The sequence below is a fragment of the Pseudomonas sp. RIT-PI-q genome, assembly GCF_001297125.1.
In the GTDB taxonomy this organism is placed as follows: domain Bacteria; phylum Pseudomonadota; class Gammaproteobacteria; order Pseudomonadales; family Pseudomonadaceae; genus Aquipseudomonas.
Genome location: NZ_LHPC01000034.1, coordinates 24,068 through 45,474 on the forward strand (window position 1 = coordinate 24,068; position 21,407 = coordinate 45,474).

Here is a 21,407-nt window from a genome sequence, read left to right on the forward strand (position 1 = left end):
TCAACAAACAAGGAGCCGCAACCATGTCCAATCCCGCCTCTTCACTGGCGCCCGCCATCGCCGCGTACATTACTGCTGCCAATGCCCGCGACACCTCCAGAGTCACCAGTTTTTTCGCTGAGGATGCCAATGTGTTCGATGAAGGTCAGCACCGGATCGGCACCCAGGCCATCGCCCAATGGATGGAAGACACCGCTCAGCGTTACCAGCCACGGGTCGAAGTGCTCGACGTGCAACTGCGCACGGGCAAAGTGCTGGTGCATAATCTGATCTCCGGCACATTCCCCGGCAGCCCGCTGGAACTGCGCTACATGTTTCGCCTGAATGAACAGGGCAAAATCTCCCGGCTGGACATCTCGCTATAACTGCCCCCTGTAGCCGCTGTCGAAGCCGGAGTTCGGCTGTAGCAGCTGTCGACGTTGCATTCGGCTCTGTAGCAGCTGTCGAGCTTGCGAGGCTGCGTTCGGCTGCGAAGCAGTCGTAAACCCTGCTGACGCGGTTTGCCTGACACACCGCATTGCCTGATTTCACGACTGCTACGCAGCCGAACGCAGCCTCGCAAGCTCGACAGCTGCTACAACGCAGAACGCAGCCTCGCAAGCTCGACAGCTGCTACAGAGCCGAATGCAACGTCGACAGCAACCACAACGCCGAATGCAACGTCGACAGCTGCTACAACGCCGAATGCAGGCTTCGCCAGCGGCTACATCGGGGCCGTATACTGCTGCGCATGAATGTCGACTCTCCCCTCAGCGCCTGGCAGCGCGCGATCGAACAGAAGGGCTTCGTCCAGGACGAAGCCCAGGAACATGCCGTCTGGGCGCTGCAAAAATGCTACGAAGCCTTGCATGAAGGTCGCACGCCGATCACCGGCGTGTACCTCTGGGGCCCGGTCGGGCGTGGTAAAACCTGGTTGATGGACCAGTTTTACCAAAGCCTGAAGGTCCCGGCGCGGCGTCAACACTTTCATCACTTCATGGGTTGGGTGCATCAGCGTTCGTTCCAGCTGACCGGCACTGCCGACCCGTTGAAGGCGCTGGCTCGCGAGTTGAGCGAGGAAGTGCGGGTGCTGTGCTTCGATGAACTGTTCGTCAACGACATCGGCGATGCAATCATTCTCGGTCGCCTGTTCCAGGTGATGTTCGAGCAAGGCGTGGTGGTGGTTTGCACCTCCAACCAGCCGCCGGATCAACTGTACGCGGACGGCTTCAACCGCGACCGCTTCGTGCCCGCCATCACGGCGATCAAGCAGCACATGCAGGTGATTGCGGTGGACGGTGGCGAAGATCATCGCTTGCACCCCGGCCAGGGTTTGCAGCGTTACTGGGTGGCGGCGCCCGGGCAGCCCGGTGCGCTGGAGGAAGTGTTCAAGGCGTTGACGCTCGGCCAGTCGGTGTCCAGCGAGCCGATCAAGGTCGGTTACCGTTCTCTCAATGTGGTGCAGGCCAGTGAAACGGTGCTCTGGAGTCGTTATGCCGATCTCTGCGAACAGCCTTTTGCCGCCATGGATTTCATGGCCCTGTGCGACACCTTCAAGGCTATTCTTTTGAGTGACGTGCCCAACCTCAGCGCGCAGAAACGCGAAGGACGCATCGCTCGCGGGACTGAAGACGGTGTCGAGCGAGTGGTGGCGGGTGATCGGGATTTGCCGCAATTGTCGGTGCATGACGACGGTGTGCGACGTTTCATCGCCCTGGTCGACGAGTGCTACGACCGCAAGGTGCCGCTCTACCTCGAAGCGCAGGTCGCCATGGAGTCGCTCTACACCGAGGGTTATCTGGAGTTCCCGTTCCGTCGCACCCTAAGCCGTTTACAGGAAATGCAGCTGCAACGTTTCGCCGAAGCTTGAACCCAAGGAGCCGCGAACATGAATCAGCCTTTGTCGCACCATTTGCTGACCATGGCCTATCAGAATGCCTGGGCCAATCATCGACTCGCCAAGGCCTGGAGCCAGTTGAGCCCGGCTGAGTTGGTGGCGCCTCGGGTCAGTTTCTTCCCCAGCCTGTGCGCGACGCTCAACCACATCCTGACGTGCGACTGGTTTTACGTGGATGCGCTGGAGCGAGAGTTGCGTGGGGATGACCCGCATCCCGATTGCTATGTGTTTTTCAAAAAAGACGAGCCGTTCACGCAAGCCCCGGACCTCAAGCACGAGCAAGCCCTGGTGGACCGGCGTCTGATCGCCTATTGCGAGCAAATGCGCGACGCCGAGCTTGGGAAAATTGTCACCATCGCCCGGGACACACCGCAACATGAAAGCCGCTTGCGCATGCTGTCCCATCTGTTCGAACACCAGCTCCATCATCGCGGGCAGGTCCACGCCATGCTCAGCGGCACCTCGGTCAAACCGCCGCAACTCGACGAATTTTTCTGCGCCGGTGAGGCGGGGTTGAGGGCTGAGGATTTTGCCGAATTGGGGTGGACCGAGGCGTTGATTTGGGGGCACTGAAAGATCAACAGATCGCAGCCTCGTTGATCTATTGTCGGCACCCCTGTGCCCGCGATATGGTCACTCGGCTTTCCAGTGCGAGCTGCGTGCTGGGGCTACTTCATGTGTAAACGAGGGTGGAAATGGAATCCGCAGATATTCTTGTGCTTCAGGCCAGCTACACCAATGCGGTGCATGCCGAGGCGATTGGCCTGGTGTTGAACCATTACGCCGAAGACCCGATGGGAGGCGGCCACTCCTTGCCCGCCGATGTGCTGCAACAATTGCCTGGGGAACTGGCCAAGCGTCCCTATGCATTCAGCGTGCTGGCGTTTGTAGGGGGAGAGCCGGCCGGGCTGGTCAATTGCTTTGAAGGTTTCTCGACGTTTGCCTGTCGACCGTTGGTCAACGTGCACGATGTGGTCGTGGTGAAGAAGTTTCGCGGGTTGGGGTTGAGCCAGAAGATGCTGCAAAAGGTCGAGGACATCGCCCGTCAGCGTGGCTGCTGCAAAATCACCCTGGAAGTATTGGAAGGCAATGCGGTCGCCCAGGCGTCCTATGGCAAGTTCGGTTTTTCCCCGGGCATGTTCGACCCGTCCCATGGGCGGATGCTGTTCTGGACCAAGCCGCTGTAGGTTGTAACGACGCCTGCCCTGTAGCAGCTGCCGAAGGCTGCGTCCGGCTGCGCAGCAGTCGTAAATCCATCCGGCGCGGTGTGTCAGAACCACCGGATACTTAGGTTTTGCGACTGCTACGCAGCCGAACGCAGGCTGCGCCAGCTGCTACAGATTGCGTTGCGGCTTAACCGGTCCCGGTCATTTCGGTTTGTAGGTCTCGGTCACTTGTGCGGTTTGATCGTCCGGAACCCGCAGTTCAGTGCTTTTGCCCTCGGTGGTATTACCCAGCGCCTGCTGCTGGTTGTACCGCAGGGTTTCGAAGTAATACCTCATGCGTTCCGCGCCACCTTCGGCAAAGGCGCTGGCTGAGACGAATGTCATCAGGCCGGCGACAATCAGGGGTACAGGTTTCATGGTTTGCCTCCCACTACGTAAGTTGGGTGCCTTTCGTCCATGATCCAATGCAATCTCGAAAGCCCATTATCCGCCGATTTCGTTACGTGGGAATTAATAACGCCTAGAGCGTCCAGTCCAGGCTCAGGGTCACGGTGCGCGGGGCGCCCCAATAGTTGCCGTTGTAGAACCCGACGTTCTCGTAATACTTCTTATCGAACAGATTATCGACGTTCAACGAGGCCGACAGGTGCCTGTCGAACGCGTAGCGCGACATCAGGTTGACCACGGTGTACGCCTCCTGACGGATGTTGGTTTTTTCGGTGATCAGCTCGCCATCGGCGTCGCGTCCAACCGGGCGCCTGGCTGCACGGAAGATGTCGCTCTGCCAGTTCACCGCGCCACCCACGGTCAGTGCCTGCCAGTCGCCAGGCAGGTGGTAGGCCGTAGACAACCGCAACATATTCAGCGGCTGGTTGGTGTTGCTGCGCTGTTTTTCGCCATTCAGCGAATGGGTGTAGGTGTAACCGGCCGTCATGTTCCAGCCCGTCATGACCTCGCCCGAGACTTCGGCTTCGAAGCCCTGGACCTTGCTGCCTTTACCGCCGGACTTGAAGAACTCCTCGCCGGTCACCGGGTCCGGTGGCACCGAGTCGTCAAGCTCTGCGACGTTGTCCTGTTTGCTCCAGAACAGCGCGGTGGCAAGGTTCAGGCGCTCTTCCATCAGGCTGCCCTTGAGCCCCAGTTCATAGTTGCTGCCGACCACCGGCTCGAGGTATTTGCGTTGGCTGTCGCGGTCGGATTGCGGTTTGAAGATGTCGGTGTAACTGACGTAAACGGTGTACTCCGGGGTGATGTCGTAGAGCAGGCCCGCGTAGGGCGTCAACATGTCGTTGTGCTGCTGGCGGGTGTGTTCGGACTTGCTCAATTGCAGATTGGCGTCATAGCTATTGATCGTGCTCGAGGCTTTCCAGCTGCCATAGCGGCTGCCGAGCACCGCGTGCAGGTCATCCGTCAGGCTCAGGCGAGTGGCGAGATAACCTGCCTTCTGGCGGGTACTGTCTTTCGAAGCCGGGAGGCTGGTGACCGTGTCGGGAAACTTGGCGATGTCGCCCATGTATTTCCAGTCGCGGATGCTTTCGTAATCATCAGCCCTGGGGCCGTCCACCGTGTAGGGATTATCCTCGCTGCGCTCAGCCTCGCCATAACCCACCATCAATTCGTGTTCCCGGCCCAGCAGTGAATAGGGACCGGAGATGTTGAGATCATAGGCTTTCATTTTTTGCGTGCCGATCATGTGGCTGACGTTGGCGAACATGCCGCTGCGGTCCGCGTTCGGGAAGCCGCCACCGCCGTAGTAGATCTTGCCGTCGGTGTCGCTTTCCCGGTGGGTGTAGGCGGCTTTGAGCTGCCAGCCGGCGCCCAGTTGATGGTCAAGATTGGCAAACGCGGTTTTGTCCTTGATCGGCCAGGAACTCCAGGACGGGGCCATGTTGGTGGAGCGTCCCAGGTTGGCTTTGCCGCCGTCGGAATTCCAGTAAGGCACGGTGCCCCAGGACGTGCCCTGGACGTGTTTGTTCTGATAGTCGTAACCCACCGCCACCAGGGTGTCATCCGTCAGATCGGCTTCGAGAACCCCGTAGCCGACTTCCCGTTGCTGCTGATATTTATCGCGGAATGAATCGCTGTCGCGATAGGCCACCACGCCGCGTCCGCGCAGGCGTCCGTCGAAGGCCAGAGGACCGCCAACGTCCATGTAACTGTAGTAATCGTCGTAGCTGCCGCCGCTCACACCGGTCTTGGCTTCCCACTGCGCCGTCGGCCGTTTACGCACCATGTTGATGGTGGCGGAAGGGTCGCCTGCACCCGTCGTCAGGCCCGTCGCGCCGCGAACCACTTCGATGCGGTCGTAGATGATGGTGTCCGAATCGGACTTCATGTAGCTGAAGGTGTTCAGCATGCCATCGACCTGGAAATTGTTGATCGAGTAGCCGCGCGACGAATAGCTGACCCGGTCGGAGTCGTTGTGCTGAACCACTACGCCGGTGGTCTGGCTCATGGCTTTGGAGAGCGAGTTGAGTTTGAAATCGTCCATTTGCTGGCGGGTGACCACCGAGACCGATTGCGGTGTTTCCTTGATCGACAGGTTCAGGCGAGTGGCGGTGCTCATGGCGCCGGTGGTGTACGAGTCGGTGTTTTCGGTGGTGCTGCCCAGGCCTTGGGCGGTCACGTTGGTGGCACCCAGTTCGAGGGTACGGCTGGGTGCTTTGTCAGGATCGGTGTCAGCCAGCAAATCGGGGCTCAGGGCGGCACTGCAAAGGCCCAGGGTAAAAGTCATGGAACGGGTGATAGGCGCGAACATCGCAGCCGACTCCTTGTCGTCGAGGGAAAAATTCCGTTTGCTCAAAGACGAAGGAGGGCGGGGGGATTTAGTAATAAACGAGAATAATTGCTATTTCAGGATGTTTCGAAAGCTCTGTAGGAGCGAGCTTGCTCGCGATGGACGTCAACGAAAACGCGTATCCACTGGATAAACGCGTTGTCCTCAAGTCCATCGCGAGCAAATTCAGGCGCAACCAATTACTTCTGAACAACTTCCGGTACTGCCTTGGGTTTCATCAGGCTGAAGTCGATCAACGCCTTTTGCTCGCGCTCGTAAGGGTTGCCGATCATCAATGGCCGGGGCTTGAAGCTGTCGCTGACCAGGCTCTTGCTGCGGTCCAGTTCATCAAAACTCAGACCGGCGAGATCGGCCCAGGTATGGATCAGGTGCGAGCTGCTGTATGGGCGCGACAAATCACCGGCAAAGCTCCAATCATGGGTCTCGCGCCATTTCGGCGAAGCCCAGGCCATGAACGGAATGGTGTACATCGGCGCCGTCGGCTTGTTTTCGTTGCGGCCCAGGGTGCTATGACCGGGGGAATCGAACACGTCTTCGCCATGGTCGGAGAGGTACAGCAGGAAGCCGTTCGGGTCAGACTTGGCGTAGTCCTTGATCAGGCTCGAGACCACGAAGTCGTTGTACAGCACCGCGTTGTCGTAGCTGTTGTACGTCGGCACCTGATCGTCGCGCACGCCGTCCGGGACGCCTTTGCGATCCTTGAACTTGTCGTAGGTCGACGGATAACGGTACTGATAGCTCATGTGCGTGCCGAGCAAATGCACGACGATCAGCTTGCGCGGCGCAGCGTCGGCCAAGGCCTTGTTGAACGGCTCAATCACATCGCCATCGTACTGAGCAGCGTTCTGGTTGCGATTGTTGTTCAGGTACACCTGCTCGTCAGCCTGCTCGGAGAAGGTTGTCAGCATGGTGTTGCGCTTGGTCATGGTCTGCTGGTTGGTGATCCAGAAGGTCTTGTAGCCGGCCTGTTTCATCATGCTGACCAGCGACGGGGTCGACAGGTACAGGTCCGGGTTTTCCTCGTCGGCGAAGGTCAGCACCTGCTGCAACGCCTCGATGGTGTAAGGGCGCGGGGTGATGACGTTATTGAAGACCGCCAGTTGATCCTTGAGCTTGTCCAGCTCCGGGGTGGTTTCCCGAGGGTAGCCGTACAGGCTCATGCGCTGACGGTTGGTGGACTCGCCGATGACCAGGACCAGCGTCGCCGGTTGATTGGCCATCGTGTCTTTCAGATTGTGCAGCGGTGGAATCTTGCTGGCGCTATTGAGCATGTCTTGCATGCCGGCCAGGGTGTCCAGGTAACGGTGATACGCCACGGCCATTTGCCAAGGCACCGCGGGCTCGATGCGGGTTTCGAATTTCTCGAAACCCTCGGCCAGGCTACCTGTGCGCAGGGTTTGCTTGACCATCGGATAACCGATCACAGCCACCAGAATCGCCGTTGCTGCAACCAGCGCTTGCCCACGGGGCAGGTACACCGGGCGCAAGCGCGTCCACAGGAAATAAGCAAACAGCGTATGAGCGACGAACGCCGCCACCATCCACCAGGCAAAATACTGCGTCATGTATTCGCCGGCTTCTGACACGTTCGACTCGAACATGATGAAGATGACGCTTTGGGAAAATTCTTGCTGATAAATGAAGAAGTAACCCAGGCTGGCCATCGAGCAGGCCCACAGCACCACGCCGATCAGCGCGGCCATTACCCGTGTTTGTCTAGGGAACAGCAGCATCGGCGCCAGCCAGATGGCACTCATCACAAAGGCCTGGCGGAACCCGGTAAAACCGGAGGTGCCTGTCAGTTGGATCAGCAGTTGGGTGATGCCGGAAAAATACCAGAAGAACAGGAACAACCAGAGAAAACCTGTCCAATCGAAACCTTTCGCAGACGTACCGCTGCGTTTAAACAAAGCCATTCAGCACTCCAGCCAGAAATCACTTACATCGCCGGGTCGCCGACGAACGGGTGCCGCGCGGATACCGAGCGGCCATAATGACCTCAAGTATCTACAAGCAAATGTGAAAAATTCGTGAGTTGCCAGGATTGGCCAGGGGCGTGACGTGTCGGAAACAGCGGTTGACTGGCTGTTTCCGATTCAGGCGAGGGATCAGGCGTGAGGGGCGCGATGGGCGACGGGTAAGGGTTGGGCCTGATGGCCTTGCGTGAGCATGCGCAATTGCGCCAGCTCCCGCTTCAACTGCTCGCACTCGTCTTTCAATTGGCGCAATTCATCCCGACGAATCGTAACGTAGAGAGTTTGTGCAGGCCCTGCTTTGTATACTGTGCCCATTGCTCACCTCGCAAATGGCTGACTCAACTGTAAATCGGCTCCGACATCGGATGCTGATTTACTATCGGCGCTGATTTTGATTTCTTTTGCTCACGAAGGGAACTTTTTTATTTTTCATGGTCGTTGTGTCTTCGGCGCGATTACCGACGTTATCAATCAGGATCGGGCACAATGCCCGGAAACTATGTGCCAGCGCTCTGGACTAACCCACATTAGTCGCGTTGGGCTATAACCTTTGACACACTTTATTTGTAGTAGGGAGCATCAGCACATGCAACTCGGGATTATTGGACTGGGCCGCATGGGCGGCAATATTGCGCGGCGCCTGATGCTCAACGGGCATACCACCGTTGTTTACGACCGCAATACCGCCTTCGTCGAAACCTTGAGTGAAGAAGGCTCCACCGGCGTTGCCGACCTGCCAGCGCTGGTTGCAGGCCTGGCCAAGCCGCGAGCGGTGTGGGTCATGCTGCCGGCAGGCGCACCGACCGAAGACACCATCGACACCCTGAGCACCTTGCTCGAAGCCGGCGATACCATCATCGACGGCGGCAACACCTTCTATAAGGACGATATCCGCCGGGCGAAAACCTTGTCGGCAAAAGGCCTGCACTACATCGACGTCGGCACCTCGGGCGGCGTCTGGGGCCTGGAGCGCGGTTACTGCATGATGATCGGCGGTGAAGCCGATGTCGTGAAGCGCCTCGACCCGTTGTTCGCTAGCCTCGCACCGGGCCTGGGTGACATCCCGCGCACCAAGGACCGCAAGTCGGACGACGATCGTGCCGAACGTGGCTACATCCACGCAGGCCCCGCAGGCTCGGGCCATTTTGTGAAGATGATCCACAATGGCATCGAATACGGAATGATGCAGGCCTTCGCGGAAGGCTTCGATATTCTCAAGACCAAGGCCAGCACCAACCTGCCGGAAGATCAGCGTTTCGACCTGAACGTCGGCGACATCGCCGAAGTCTGGCGTCGTGGCAGCGTGGTGTCCTCCTGGCTGCTCGATCTGACGGCCGATGCACTGGCCGCCGATCCGAAGCTCGACGGTTACTCCGGGTCCGTGGCTGACAGCGGTGAAGGTCGCTGGACCATCGAAGCCGCCATGGAGCAATCGGTGCCCGTACCGGTGTTGTCGAACTCGCTGTTCTCCCGCTACCGTTCGCGCGGACAAGGCACCTTTGGTGACAAGATTCTCTCGGCCCAGCGCTTCGGCTTCGGCGGCCACGTGGAGACTTCGAAAAAATGACTCGTTTGATCCGCAACAAATCCAAGGCAGAACCCGCTCCACCGACCACGCTGTTCCTGTTCGGTGCCCATGGTGACCTGGTCAAGCGTCTGCTGATGCCGGCGCTGTACAACCTGAGTCGTGACGGTCTGCTCGGGGATGGATTGCGGATCATCGGCGTTGACCATAACGCCATCAGCGATGAAGCCTTCGCGAAAAAACTCGAAGACTTCATTCGCACTGAAGTGGCCGCCAAGGTCGGCAAGAGCGATCAAGCTCTTGACCCGGACTTGTGGGCCAAATTGGCCAAAGGCATCAGCTACGTCCAGGGCGACTTCCTGGACGACAGCACCTATCAAGCACTGGCGGCGAAAATCGCCGCCAGCGGCACCGGCAACGCGGTCTTTTACCTGGCCACCGCGCCGCGTTTTTTCAGTGAAGTGGTGCGCCGTCTCGGTGCCGCCGGGTTGCTGCAGGAAACGCCCGAAGCGTTCAGAAGGGTAGTGATCGAAAAACCGTTCGGCTCTGATCTGCCTACCGCTGAAGCCTTGAACGCTTGCTTGCTCAAGGTCATGACGGAAAACCAGATCTACCGGATCGACCACTATCTGGGCAAGGAAACCGTGCAGAACATTCTGATCAGCCGGTTCTCCAACAGCCTGTTCGAAGCGTTCAGGAACAATCACTACATCGACCACGTACAAATCACCGCCGCTGAAACCGTCGGCGTGGAAACCCGTGGCAGTTTTTATGAACACACCGGCGCCCTGCGGGACATGGTGCCCAATCACCTGTTCCAGTTGCTGGCGATGGTGGCAATGGAACCGCCGGCCGCTTTTGGCGCCGACGCGGTCCGTGGCGAGAAAGCCAAGGTGGTCGGCGCGATTCGTCCCTGGTCGGTCGAGGAGGCGCGGGCCAATTCGGTTCGCGGTCAATACGCCGCCGGCGAAGTCGACAGCAAGTCGTTGCCGGGGTATCGCCAGGAAAACAACGTGGCGCCCGACAGCAATACCGAAACCTACGTCGCGCTCAAAGTCATGATCGACAATTGGCGCTGGGTCGGCGTGCCGTTCTACCTGCGTACCGGCAAGCGCATGAGCGTGCGCGACACCGAGATCGTCATCTGCTTCAAACCGGCACCCTATGCGCAGTTCCGCGACACCGAAGTTGATGAGTTGCAGCCGACTTATCTGCGAATCCAGATTCAACCCAACGAAGGCATGTGGTTCGATCTGCTGGCCAAACGGCCAGGTCCGGCGTTGAAAATGGCCAATATCGAATTGGGTTTTGCCTACAAGGATTTCTTTGAAATGCAGCCGTCCACCGGCTACGAAACCCTGATCTACGATTGCCTGACCGGTGATCAGACGCTGTTCCAGCGTGCCGACAACATCGAGAACGGCTGGCGCGCCGTACAGCCATTCCTCGATGCCTGGCAGCAGGACTCGAGTGTGCAAAGCTATCCGGCTGGCGAAGACGGGCCGAAGTCTGCAGAAGAATTGCTGACCCGCGACGGTCGCGTCTGGCACGGTCTCGGATGAGTGATGTGACGCAACATCCCGTGCGGTTTTTGCTCAGCGACATGGACGGCACATTGTTGCTGCCTGATCACAGCCTCAGTCAGCGCACCATTGATGCGGTCCGCTCCTTGCGTGAGGCCGGCGTGTTGTTCAGCCTGGCGACCGGGCGTCCACCCAAAGCCATGTTGCAGCAGATTGAAGCCCTGGGTGTCGATCTGCCGACAGCGGCTTTTAACGGCGGCACGATCGTCAACCCGGACGGCAGTTTGCTGGTCGCGCATTACTTGCCGGCGACCGCCGCGTTGACCACGTTGACGCTGTTTGCCGATCAGCCGGACATCGAGGTTTGGGTGTTCAGTGGCGGCGATTGGTTGTTGAAGGACCCGAGCGGACCCATGGTGCCGCGCGAGCAGCATGGACTCGGCTATCCGCCCGTGGTGGTGGAAAGTTTCGAACCGTATCTGGAGCGCATCGACAAGATTGTCGCTGCCAGCAACAACACCGCGTTGCTGATTGAGTTAGAGGCGCAGTTGCTGCCCAGCGTCGAGGGCCAGGCGCAGGTCTCCCGTTCGCAGCCGGTGTATCTGGACGTGACTGCGATGCAAGCCAACAAGGGCGACGCACTGGCGACACTGGCCGAATTTCTCGGCGTGCCATTGGCGCAAACTGCAGCCCTGGGCGATGGCGGCAACGACCCGGCGATGTTTCATCGCGCCGGGTTGTCGATTGCCATGGGGCAGGCGGAAGAGGCGGTCAAGCGTCAGGCTGATGTGGTCACCGGCGCCAACACCGAAGACGGCGCCGCCCAGGCAATTGAGCGGTATATCCTTAACGCAGGTTGAACCGCGTTATCGTTCTTCGCGGGCAAGCCTCGCTCCTACAGGTTGCACGCTGTCCTTGTAGGAGCGAGGCTTGCCCGCGAAGACGTCAGAGCTGCCACCTCAAAGCCAGAAACTCACGGCATACCACCCCAACACACCCATCACCACCGTGTACGGCAGCGCCATCCACACCATCCGCCCGTACGACAAGCGAATCAGCGGTGCAATCGCCGACGTCAGCAGAAACAGGAATGCGGCCTGGCCGTTGGGCGTCGCCACGCTCGGCAGGTTGGTGCCGGTGTTGATCGCAATGGCCAGTGTCTCGAAGTGTTCCCGGCTCATGTGGCCGGAGACGAACGCCTGTTTCACTTCGGTGATGTAAATGGTCGCGACGAACACGTTATCGCTGATGGCCGACAGCAAGCCGTTGGCAATGAACAACATCCCGGGTTGTTGCTCCGCCGGCAGCGCCAGCACCCACTGGATCAACGGCGTGAACAATTGCTGATCGTGAATCACCGCCACCACGGCGAAGAACACCACCAGCAGCGCAGTGAATGGCATGGCGTCCTTGAACGCATTACCGATGCGGTGCTCGTCGGTGATGCCGGTGAAGGCAGTGATCAGCACGATCACCATCAAGCCGATCAGGCCGACTTCCGCGATGTGAAACGCCAACCCGGCAATCAGAATCAACGCCGCGACGCCCTGAACGATCAGCGCTGCGCGTTGGCGCGAGGTGCGTTCGGCATTGTCTTCGGCGGCGTAGTTGGCCAGCACTGCGCGCACGTTGTCCGGCAGTAGCGTGCCGTAACCGAACCAGCGCAGTTTCTCCAGCAGTACGCAGGTCACCAGGCCCGCCACCAGCACCGGCAACGACACCGGAGCGACTTTCAGAAAGAACTCCGCGAAGTGCCAGCCCATCTCGTGGCCGATCAGCAGGTTCTGCGGCTCGCCGACCAGCGTGCAGACCCCGCCCAACGCAGTGCCGACGGCGCCGTGCATCAGCAGGCTGCGCAGGAAGGCGCGGAACTGATCGAGGTCGTCATGATGAAGGGTGGGCAGGTGCTGGTCATCACCGAATGAGCTGTCCTGACGTGGATCGGTGCCCGAGGCGACACGGTGATACACCGAGTAGAACCCCACGGCCGCACTGATGATCACGGCAGTGACGGTCAAGGCATCGAGAAACGCCGACAAAAACGCCGACAAAAAGCAGAACATCAACGCCAGCAGCGCCTTGGAGCGCACCCCCAGCAGCAGGCGCGAGAACAAAAACAACAGCAGGTCTTTCATGAAGTAGATGCCGGCCACCATGAACATCAGCAGCAGGATCACCGGAAAGTTGTGCACCAGTTCATCATAGAGCGCCTGGGGCGTGGTCATCTTCAGCAGCAGCGCTTCAATCAGCAACAAGCCGCCGGGCATCAATGGATAACACTTGAGCGCCATGGCCAGGGTGAAGATGAACTCAAGCACCAGCAGCCAACCGGCCGCTACCGGGCCGGCCGTCCATAACACCAGAGCGTTGAGAATCAGGAAACCGACGATACTCGCCTTGTACCAGCGAGGTGACTGCCCGAGAAAATTGTGCGCGAACGCCTGGGCCATAGAACCGGACATCGGCTACTCCTTGTATTAAGAAGCGCGCAACTTGCCGTAAGCGGAAGGGAAGATCAAGCGTAGGAAAAATACATCGTTTCAGTCGAGATAACGCACCACAACGGCCCGGTAGTTGCCGTCCAGCGAATAGCCTGCCACCACAATGGCGCCATCGGCCTGCACGGCCAGCGAGGTGGCGGTGTCTAGGCTGCGACCCAGACGGGTGCGAACCCAACCGATGCCATCACCGAAGCTGTAATCGAGCTGTCCGTCAGGCAGATGCCGCGCGACGATGAAGTCGGCTTCGACGCCACCAATCGTTGCCCCGACGGTCAATACACAATCACCCGGCAGTGCCAGGGCAGCGGTCCAATGGCAGCCGCTGTGACCGATTTTCAGCAGCCGCGTTTGGCCACCGTTGCAATGACTGTCCGGGCGACCGTTAGGGTGGACTTTCAGCGCCATGCAGTGCATCGGTTCGCGGCTGCTGCCAAAGCAATGCAAGTCGCCATTTTTATGCTCGACAATCTGGTTCACCTGAGCGCCGCGCCCCTGTGCGTCAAAGGACATGAAACCATCCACGGCGAAACTGTCGTCCAGCCTGCCATCGGGGTGATAACGGGCCAATAGACCCTCTTCAGGGAAGTTGATCGAACCACCGACCAGGATCCGACCGTCTCGTTGCACCGACAGGCTGCCGATCCAGGTGTTCATCAGCAAGTGCCTGATGATCACGAAACCGCGACCGTTGAAAGAGCTGTCCAGCGAGCCATCGGCGTTGAGCCGTATCAGCAGGCCGACATGATCTGCCAGCTCGAAGTGATGATTGGCCAGCAACAGGATTCGACCGTCTTCCTGCACGCAAACACCACAGGCTTCGGCACCCGGTACACCGGGCGGGAGCCAGGCATCGCGCATGCCCAGGGACAGACCGCCCGGCAAGCGCACGACGCAACGTCCATTGTCGCCAAACCCCTGCACTGGCCGGCCCTGAGGATTAAACAGAGCGAGGCCGGGCAGAGTCCGGTGCGCATTTTCGTAGTGCAGGCCAGCCACCAGAATATGCCCGTCGGGCAGTACATGGACGCTTCCGGCCATAGCCTCGAAGCGCTGTTCAAATTGGCCGATCACGCTGCCTTGATTGCCGAATGCCAGATCTGCCGAACCGTCTTCCAGCAAGCGAGCCAGGCCAAAGCTGCTGCCGCCTGGCGTTCCGACCTTCGCCGCGACCAGCAGCCTGCCGCGCGCATCAACAGCGATGCCGTTGGCCATGCTTGACGTGCTGCCGGCGAAATACACCTGGGTTTTGCCATTGGCAGCAAAAGATGTATCGAGGTTTCCGGCGTCGTTCAGGGTTGCAGGTAAGGCAATAGCCGTCTGGATTGACATGCACGCATCTCCTTGCGAGTCGTCCTGATCCAGGAGTGGGGGCGGCGACTGTATTAAGAAAAGCATTCAATCCCTGAATGAACAGGTGCACAACTGTCGAAACTAACAGGTGGAGAGTCGCTATGTGCCAGAAGAGTGTCTTTTCGAACCAATGGCAAGCCTGCCAAGTAATTGAGGCTGCAAGTTCGAATAAACGAGCGTTGTAAGTGCAGTTGGCCTGGAAAAGCCAGCTAACTAACAAACGGGGGAGAGGGGGCGGATTACCGCGAAGTAATCCGCAAAAAGCTTAGTGTGGCATCAACCACGACTGGAGTTTGTAGCCTTCCTGGCTCAATTCGGCACGGGCCTGTTCCAGCAGGTGTTCGAGTTGTGCGGGATCGGAATACGCACTGCTTGGAATCTGTGCGCGGCCGATGCGGGTATTGGTGCGATCGATAACGGAAAGGCAGAGTTCGCCATTACCGTCTTGTGGAGCCCAGGCCACGCATTGGAACGGTTGAAATGCGCGGTTGGCAATCAAAAGAGCTTCGTTGATACGGAGCGGGGCGTTCATGGGATTTTCTCTCTGTATGCCCAATCAAGTGATGTGCCGTCGGTTGGGCTTACCGTTCGGCTGGTTACTTGTACTGATGCCCTCAACCGGGGAGCGGGTCACATACAATTAAAGGAATTTTCAATTTTATTTCATCGGTTAAAGGTTCAGACAGGTTTTGAAAGCTGAATGAAAGGAAGGAGTCGTTAGGCAACTAACAAATTTACTTCTTATAACTAATTACGTAGCAGCCCTATAGTCAAACGATACAAGGACATGTCAAATTCTTGCTAATGTTACAGCCAGGTCCGCCAAATGACTGTTTTTAATAATATTTCCTAAAATTTGGCGCCAAGGAACAGTCATGATCGAAGCGCCTGCGTTACGACGTCTGTTAGTAGTGGACCCTTGCGACGACTGCCATCGTCTGTTACCGGGTTTGCGCACTGTGGGTTGGGACGTTGACAGCTGCACGCTGGAAAACGCCGGCGATAAAACCTGCGACGTAGGCCTGTTGCGATTGCAACCCTTTCACCTGGAGCGCCCGGAGGCTGTCAAAGAGCTGATCAGCCGTAGCGGCACCGAATGGATCGCCGTACTCAATCAGGAAGTCCTGCGGCTGCAGAATGTCGGGGACTTTGTCTGTGAATGGTTTTTCGATTTTCATACCTTGCCATTCGATGTGTCGCGGGTTCAGGTGACGCTGGGCCGAGCATTCGGCATGGCCCGTTTGCGCGGGCAGGGCACGGTTCACATCGATCAGCCTGAGCACGAGCTGCTCGGTGACAGCAAACCGATCCGCGAATTACGCAAGTTGCTGAGCAAACTGGCGCCCACCGAATCACCGGTATTGATTCGGGGCGAAAGCGGGACCGGTAAAGAACTGGTCGCCCGCACATTGCATCGACAATCCCAGCGTCACAGCAAACCCTTTGTCGCGATCAATTGCGGCGCAATTCCCGAACACTTGATCCAGTCCGAACTGTTTGGCCACGAGAAGGGAGCCTTTACCGGCGCTCATCAACGTAAGGTCGGACGGATCGAGGCGGCTAACGGCGGGACCCTGTTTCTCGATGAAATCGGCGATCTACCCCTGGAGCTGCAAGCCAATCTGCTGCGCTTCCTGCAAGAAAAACACATCGAGCGGGTGGGCGGCAGTCAACCGATTCCGGTGGATGTGCGGGTGTTGGCGGCCACCCACGTTGACCTTGAGGCGGCCATTGAGAAGAAACGCTTTCGCGAAGATTTGTACTACCGCTTGAACGTACTGCAAGTCGTCACCGCACCTTTGCGTGAGCGACACGGTGATTTGTCGATGCTGGCCAACCACTTCTCCCATTTCTACAGCCATGAAACCGGTCGCCGTCCTCGCAGCTTTAGCGAAGATGCGCTGATTGCCATGGGTAAACATGACTGGCCGGGCAATGTCCGCGAGTTGGCTAACCGGGTTCGCCGCGGGCTGGTGTTAGCCGAAGGCCGGCAGATCGAAGCGCGAGACCTGGGGCTGATCAGTCAGCACGCCTTCGCCGCTCCCATGGGCACGCTGGAAGACTACAAGCACCGGGCAGAGCGCCAGGCCTTGTGCGATGTACTTAACCGCCACAGCGATAATTTGAGCATCGCCGCCAAGGTATTGGGGATATCCAGGCCGACCTTCTACCGTTTGTTGCACAAACATCAGATACGCTAAACGCAGATCAAAGGATCGCAGCCTTCGGCAGCTCCTGCGCAGGTCCGTTAACCCTGCAGGAACTGCCGAAGGCTGCGATCTTTTGATTTAAAGCCCCGCTTCGATTGAAGTCGCAGCGGGGTTTTGTCGTGGTGGATTAGAAGTAGTACGGGAATTTCAGGCTGAAGGAAAAGTCCGGCGAGTCGTCGGTCAGTCCAATGGACAAGTTGGGCACGATCGTCAGGTTATCGGTGGCGGCCAGGGTCATGCCGATGTTGAAGTTAGCCGAGTTGTAATCGCTGTTGGAAATCGATTGCCAATCGCCACCGTCGGGTTTGATCTTGCTCTTGCGGGCGAACTGATCGCTGAACGAGAACGACATACTCATCTTCTCGTTCAAGGCGAATGCAATGCCGGCTCCGACCTGCCAGGAATCGCCCAGTTTCACGTCCCCGGGCACCTTGGAGTTGACCTGAGGGCTGATGTCGCTGAAAGAGTCTTCCATGTTGTAGGTGTAGGACAGGCTGCCGAACAGCACGGCCGGGTCGAAGGTCTTGACCAGTGAGAGCCCCGGGGTGATCGACCAGACACCATTGCCGGTAGGCAAGCTTTCGGGTACCGATAGGTTATCGTTGGTCGGGTCATTGACTAGCTTGATGCCGTAAGGGTCTTTACCGGTTGGGGCCTTGACGCGCAGTGTAACGACCGCGTCGGGCAGGTTGGGTGACTCATCCAGAAACTTGTAAGCAACGCCAACGTTCACATCGCCGATGGTCGGGTCGCGGGTAACGGTTGCGTCCGACGTCACTGGGCCTGCGCCACCGGCGCCACCGGAGGAATACGTGGATTCGCGATAAACCACGGGGACGTTAATGTCGAACTGCCAGCGTTGCGCCACGTTGTAGCGGGCGGTCAGGTCCAGGGTCCAGTTGTCGGCCTTGATGCGGTCGAGGTTGATGTTGCCGAGAAAAATCGAGTCCAGTGCCAGGAAGCCATTGAGCGTTAATGCGCGGGTATCGTAGTGCGTGTAGGTCAGGCCGGTTTCGACGCTGAACTTGCCGCCACCGAAGAAGCCGCTGGCTTCGTCGTACAAGTTGGAGACGCTTTGCGCAGGCTCCGAATCGTCCTTGAGCGATTGGCCATATGAACTGCCGGTGGTTCCCGGCGCAGCGGCGGCCACGGTTGCGCCACCCCTGGCCGGTTCGGCGGGGGATTTGGTCAGGCGTTTGGGAGCAGGGGACGCAGGTGTTTCTTCGACTTGGCGAACGCGCTGCTCGAGTACCATCAGCGCGTTCTGTTGTGCTTCGTAACGCTGTTTCAACTCCATGAGTTCTTGTTTTAGTATTTCGACCTGGGGATCCGGTGCTGCGTAGAGCAATGAGGCCGGAGCCAAGCTACTCAAACAAACGATAGCTCTGAACGTTAAAGATCGTTGCATGGGTTAGCCGTCCCTTCTGACTACATCTGAATGAGACTGAGCGTAGATCAGAATCCGATAGTGCGCAGGCCTCTGAGCTGATCCAGGTTGCCGTTCAGCGATCCGGTTGTCGGCGCACTGTCACGCAGTACGACATTGAGGGATGTAAGGTTTCTGACCTGGTTGCTACCGCCGAGCAAAGTCGTGTTCTGCATCAGCCCACCTTGGGCCAGGCGTTGTAGGGTGCTGCCCTGGTTGTTGTTGGCGATGATGTTGAGTTGCACTCCTGTACCGGTTGAGGAAATGCTCAGCGAGCCCGCGTCATTGGAGCCGACCAATGTCGAGCCTGCGGCCAATGCCTGGCCCTGCTGTTGCGTTGCTGGCGCTGGCGTTGCGGGTGCTTGGCTGGCCTTCGTGACGTTGATATCAACGTTGTTGTAGGCAGTGTTATTGTCGCCGGCAGCACGCACGACCTGCGTGACGCCTTCGGTGCTGTTGAGACCGCTGCCGCCAGTGACGGTGCCGGTGCCGGTGCTGGTGTTGGTGTTAGTTCCTTGCGAACGCGATGAGTCATTACCTTTTTCGTTGATCATCGACACATAGAACTGTGGCTTGGCCGTCGATTGTTGAATTTGCATCGAGGAAGTTGCCCCGATCACGTCACCCTTGGCATTTTGCCAAGTGCTGGTCATGACAACGCCAAAACTGATAATCCGTCCCGGCATGACAAAGCGACCTCGCAAGTTCGCCAATTCCTGATCCTTCAGTTCAATGGGTTTGAACGTCTGTGCCTGGGTCGGCAGGCTGGCGGCCAGGCAAACCACGGCCAGCCAGATTGGAGTCTTCATTGGATACTCCCGGAGCGTCGTGCTCCCTTGTTATTAGAAGAAGTCGCTTTTGATGAATCCGAAATCCATCAATTCTGCGTCTTGCACCGGGTTGAAGGTGTTGATGCGATTCTTGGCGGTCAATGGCATGGGTGGGTCGAGCAACGCGTTGGTTTTGTCGTAGCCCTGGCCGATGACGGCAAAGATGATGCCGTTCCAGCCTTTGACAAAGTCTTCGACTTTCAAACGTTTATGACCGAGTACAGGGTCTCCTATATAGACCCAGCCCTTATTGACTCTTTGCATCACCACAAAATGTTTGTAGCCACGGATATCCAAGAGCACCACAACCGGAATCCTGATGTCGCTCAGGGTTTCTTGCGCTACCCGGTAGCCACGGGCCCGCATGCCGATACTTTCCACGTAACGCTTCATGTCGAGCATGGAGAAGCCCTGGACGCGGACAAGATTTTGATCGGAGTGTTCCAGCATGCCTTCGATAATCTGTTCTTCATTCACGTCCAGCCAATAGGCCTGGCGCAATATGGTTGCCAGCGCAGCAGCGCCGCAACTGAAGTCGGTTTTCTGTTGCACCAGGTCGGCAAATTTACGCTCACGTATGCTCTGGATCGGCTTGTATATCACCGCGCCGCCCGGGAGGACGGAAAGCGGCATTTGTGCAGCCTCGATCACACTGGCCACGCAAAGCAAAAATGCCAAGGCGATAATGCGCATAGTGGGACGCCTTCTGGTTGTGTTGAAAAAGGCCCCCATAAGGGGGCCTCAAGAGACAGCCATTAGAACGAGTTGTTGGAAATGGCCAGCGAGTTGCTTTGTTGGTTGCCCACACCGGCAGCTACGTTGACGCCCAGGTTGCCGCTGCCGCCATTCACCGAACCGCTCAGGGTTGCAGTGTTGGTCACAGGGTTGGCCCAGCCAGTTGGAGTCAGCACTTGATAAGAGTAGGTGTTGCTCAAATCAAATGAGCTGCTTTCGCTGAAGCTTTTCGCTTTGTCGTACGCAGACTCGGACGATTTGCTACCCGATTTTTCGAACGAGGAGTCAGACGACTTCGTGACCGATTTATCGAACGATTTTGCGAACGACGAATCGCGCGATTTGTCGTACGAAGAGTCGCGCGATTTGTCGTACGAGGAGTCGTGCGATCTGTCGAACGATTTGTTTACCGATGCATCAAGCGATGCATCGAGCGATGCGCTAAGCGATGCGTCGGAAGAACTGCTGCGAGTGCGATCGCCCCAGCCGTTATTGACGGTAGTGGAGTGGGAAGCCGCCGCAGCAGCGTCCAGCGAAGCGTTCAAGGAAGCACTCAAAGAAGCGCTCGAAGAACCGCTTGCACTGCTGCTGTTGGAACCGCTGGCATTACTGCTGTTGGAACCGCTCGCATTACTGGCGCTAGAACCGCTTATATCAACGCTTTTTGTAGAGCTGGCGTCATAGCTTTTGGAACCGCTCTTATCCCAGCTTGAAGAAGCGCTTTGACTGCCGCTGGCCTCAAACGACTTATCTTTAGAGAAACTACCGCTAGCCGTGTTGGTAACGGTGATTGTATCCACGCGATAAGTACGATCGGCGTTGTTGTTCACGGTCAGGCCAGGGCCTTGTTGATTTGCAGAGGCGGTGGCTGTTGCGTTACCCAGTGGAGCATTGGTATTGGCAATGGCCATGGTGTTTTTCTGCTGGTTAAGGTCGCCGCCAGCAACGTTGACACCCATGTTGCCGCTGCCGCCATTAGCCGATCCGCTCATCACAGCAGAAGCAGTGCTGCCGTAGTTGTCGACCCGGTTATTGTTGCTGGTTTGAGTGACGGAAGCGGTGGCGCTGGCAGTGCCGAATACGAAGGCGTTATCGGGAGCAGCAGCTGCGGCGTTGGCAATGGCCGCCGCGTTGTCTTGTTGGTTGCCGTCGCCTGCGGCCACGTTGACGCCGACGTTGCCGCTGGTGCCTGTGGCAGAGTTGTTCATCTCCGCTTCGTTGACCGTCCCGGCATTGCCGATGCGGTTGTTGGTGCTGCTTTGGGTGTCCCACGCATTCGCCGTGGCGTAGGTAGGGATCCTGGTTGGAGGAGGGGTGTGCTGACCGTTATTATTATGGCCATTGTGGTGGCCATTATGGTGGTCGTCACGCTGCCCAGCTTGTACAGCAACAGCCATGACCGCAGCAATTGCGAAAACCAGAGGCTTGATTGCCATCGAAGGTTTCATGGTGATTCTCCGTACTTATTTTAGGTTAAGTGTTGTTTCTACCT

The 21,407-nt window shown here is 58.0% G+C and carries 19 protein-coding genes; 8 read left to right on the forward strand and 11 right to left on the reverse strand.

Features of this window, described 5'->3' with window-relative positions; genetic code table 11:
• Positions 1–23 precede the first annotated feature (23 nt).
• The 4 genes from AEQ67_RS17695 (at position 24) to AEQ67_RS17710 (ending at position 3,063) form a co-directional block, all read left to right on the forward strand.
• Positions 24–365, forward strand: a complete 342-nt coding sequence (locus tag AEQ67_RS17695) for a nuclear transport factor 2 family protein (RefSeq protein ID WP_059405129.1) — start codon at positions 24–26, stop codon at positions 363–365.
• Positions 366–730: 365 nt separating this feature from the next.
• Positions 731–1,849, forward strand: a complete 1,119-nt coding sequence (gene zapE / locus AEQ67_RS17700) for a cell division protein ZapE (RefSeq protein WP_059405130.1) — start codon at positions 731–733, stop codon at positions 1,847–1,849.
• A gap of 18 nt (positions 1,850–1,867) precedes the next feature.
• Entirely contained in the window at positions 1,868–2,449 is a 582-nt protein-coding gene (locus tag AEQ67_RS17705; protein ID WP_059405131.1) for a DinB family protein, read from the forward strand.
• 122 nt (positions 2,450–2,571) lie between these two features.
• Positions 2,572–3,063, forward strand: coding sequence for a GNAT family N-acetyltransferase (locus AEQ67_RS17710; RefSeq protein ID WP_059405132.1), 492 nt, complete (start codon positions 2,572–2,574; stop codon positions 3,061–3,063).
• Positions 3,064–3,243: 180 nt separating this feature from the next.
• On the opposite strand, the gene AEQ67_RS17715 is transcribed toward AEQ67_RS17710, so the two are convergent.
• The 4 genes from AEQ67_RS17715 to AEQ67_RS33905 form a co-directional block, all read right to left on the reverse strand.
• Positions 3,244–3,459: a hypothetical protein gene (locus tag AEQ67_RS17715; RefSeq protein ID WP_059405133.1), complete on the reverse strand. Its 216-nt coding sequence runs from the start codon at positions 3,457–3,459 to the stop codon at positions 3,244–3,246.
• Between the two features lie 103 nt (positions 3,460–3,562).
• Complete coding sequence (locus tag AEQ67_RS17720; protein ID WP_059405134.1) at positions 3,563–5,800, reverse strand: TonB-dependent siderophore receptor; 2,238 nt, start codon at positions 5,798–5,800, stop codon at positions 3,563–3,565.
• A 218-nt stretch (positions 5,801–6,018) separates the two neighbouring features.
• Positions 6,019–7,755: a phosphoethanolamine transferase CptA gene (locus tag AEQ67_RS17725; protein WP_059405135.1), complete on the reverse strand. Its 1,737-nt coding sequence runs from the start codon at positions 7,753–7,755 to the stop codon at positions 6,019–6,021.
• Between the two features lie 192 nt (positions 7,756–7,947).
• Complete coding sequence (locus tag AEQ67_RS33905; protein ID WP_082377874.1) at positions 7,948–8,130, reverse strand: DUF6026 family protein; 183 nt, start codon at positions 8,128–8,130, stop codon at positions 7,948–7,950.
• A gap of 271 nt (positions 8,131–8,401) precedes the next feature.
• Between AEQ67_RS33905 and gnd the strand changes: the two genes are divergently transcribed.
• From gnd to AEQ67_RS17740, 3 genes are read left to right on the forward strand one after another with little or no spacing between them, the layout of a single operon-like run.
• Complete coding sequence (gnd, locus tag AEQ67_RS17730) at positions 8,402–9,382, forward strand: phosphogluconate dehydrogenase (NAD(+)-dependent, decarboxylating) (protein WP_059405136.1); 981 nt, start codon at positions 8,402–8,404, stop codon at positions 9,380–9,382.
• A complete protein-coding gene (zwf, locus tag AEQ67_RS17735) occupies positions 9,379–10,902 on the forward strand; it encodes a glucose-6-phosphate dehydrogenase (protein WP_059405137.1) in 1,524 nt (507 codons plus the stop codon). Before gnd ends, zwf begins: the two co-directional genes overlap by 4 nt.
• On the forward strand, positions 10,899–11,723 hold the full coding sequence (locus AEQ67_RS17740; protein ID WP_059405138.1) for a Cof-type HAD-IIB family hydrolase: 825 nt from the start codon (positions 10,899–10,901) through the stop codon (positions 11,721–11,723). Before zwf ends, AEQ67_RS17740 begins: the two co-directional genes overlap by 4 nt.
• 99 nt (positions 11,724–11,822) lie before the next feature.
• On the opposite strand, the gene nhaB is transcribed toward AEQ67_RS17740, so the two are convergent.
• The 3 genes from nhaB to AEQ67_RS17755 form a co-directional block, all read right to left on the reverse strand.
• The gene (gene nhaB / locus AEQ67_RS17745; RefSeq protein WP_059405139.1) at positions 11,823–13,325 is read right to left on the reverse strand and encodes a sodium/proton antiporter NhaB; all 1,503 of its coding nucleotides are present in this window, start codon (positions 13,323–13,325) and stop codon (positions 11,823–11,825) included.
• Positions 13,326–13,403: 78 nt separating this feature from the next.
• Positions 13,404–14,693, reverse strand: a complete 1,290-nt coding sequence (locus AEQ67_RS17750) for a hypothetical protein (protein ID WP_059405140.1) — start codon at positions 14,691–14,693, stop codon at positions 13,404–13,406.
• Between the two features lie 286 nt (positions 14,694–14,979).
• A complete protein-coding gene (locus tag AEQ67_RS17755) occupies positions 14,980–15,246 on the reverse strand; it encodes a hypothetical protein (RefSeq protein WP_059405141.1) in 267 nt (88 codons plus the stop codon).
• A gap of 343 nt (positions 15,247–15,589) precedes the next feature.
• Here AEQ67_RS17755 and AEQ67_RS17760 point away from each other — a divergent pair, with 343 nt between their 5' ends.
• Positions 15,590–16,915 (forward strand): sigma-54 dependent transcriptional regulator, encoded by a 1,326-nt coding sequence (locus tag AEQ67_RS17760; protein WP_059405142.1) that lies wholly within the window; start codon positions 15,590–15,592, stop codon positions 16,913–16,915.
• Positions 16,916–17,051: 136 nt separating this feature from the next.
• Here AEQ67_RS17760 and AEQ67_RS17765 read toward each other — a convergent pair whose 3' ends face one another.
• From AEQ67_RS17765 to AEQ67_RS17780, 4 genes are all read right to left on the reverse strand, one after another.
• A complete protein-coding gene (locus AEQ67_RS17765; protein WP_059405143.1) occupies positions 17,052–18,332 on the reverse strand; it encodes a hypothetical protein in 1,281 nt (426 codons plus the stop codon).
• A gap of 47 nt (positions 18,333–18,379) precedes the next feature.
• Positions 18,380–19,159, reverse strand: a complete 780-nt coding sequence (locus AEQ67_RS17770; protein ID WP_059405144.1) for a hypothetical protein — start codon at positions 19,157–19,159, stop codon at positions 18,380–18,382.
• A 33-nt stretch (positions 19,160–19,192) separates the two neighbouring features.
• On the reverse strand, positions 19,193–19,873 hold the full coding sequence (locus AEQ67_RS17775) for a C39 family peptidase (RefSeq protein ID WP_059405145.1): 681 nt from the start codon (positions 19,871–19,873) through the stop codon (positions 19,193–19,195).
• 62 nt (positions 19,874–19,935) lie between these two features.
• Positions 19,936–21,363: a hypothetical protein gene (locus tag AEQ67_RS17780; RefSeq protein WP_059405146.1), complete on the reverse strand. Its 1,428-nt coding sequence runs from the start codon at positions 21,361–21,363 to the stop codon at positions 19,936–19,938.
• Positions 21,364–21,407 lie beyond the last annotated feature (44 nt).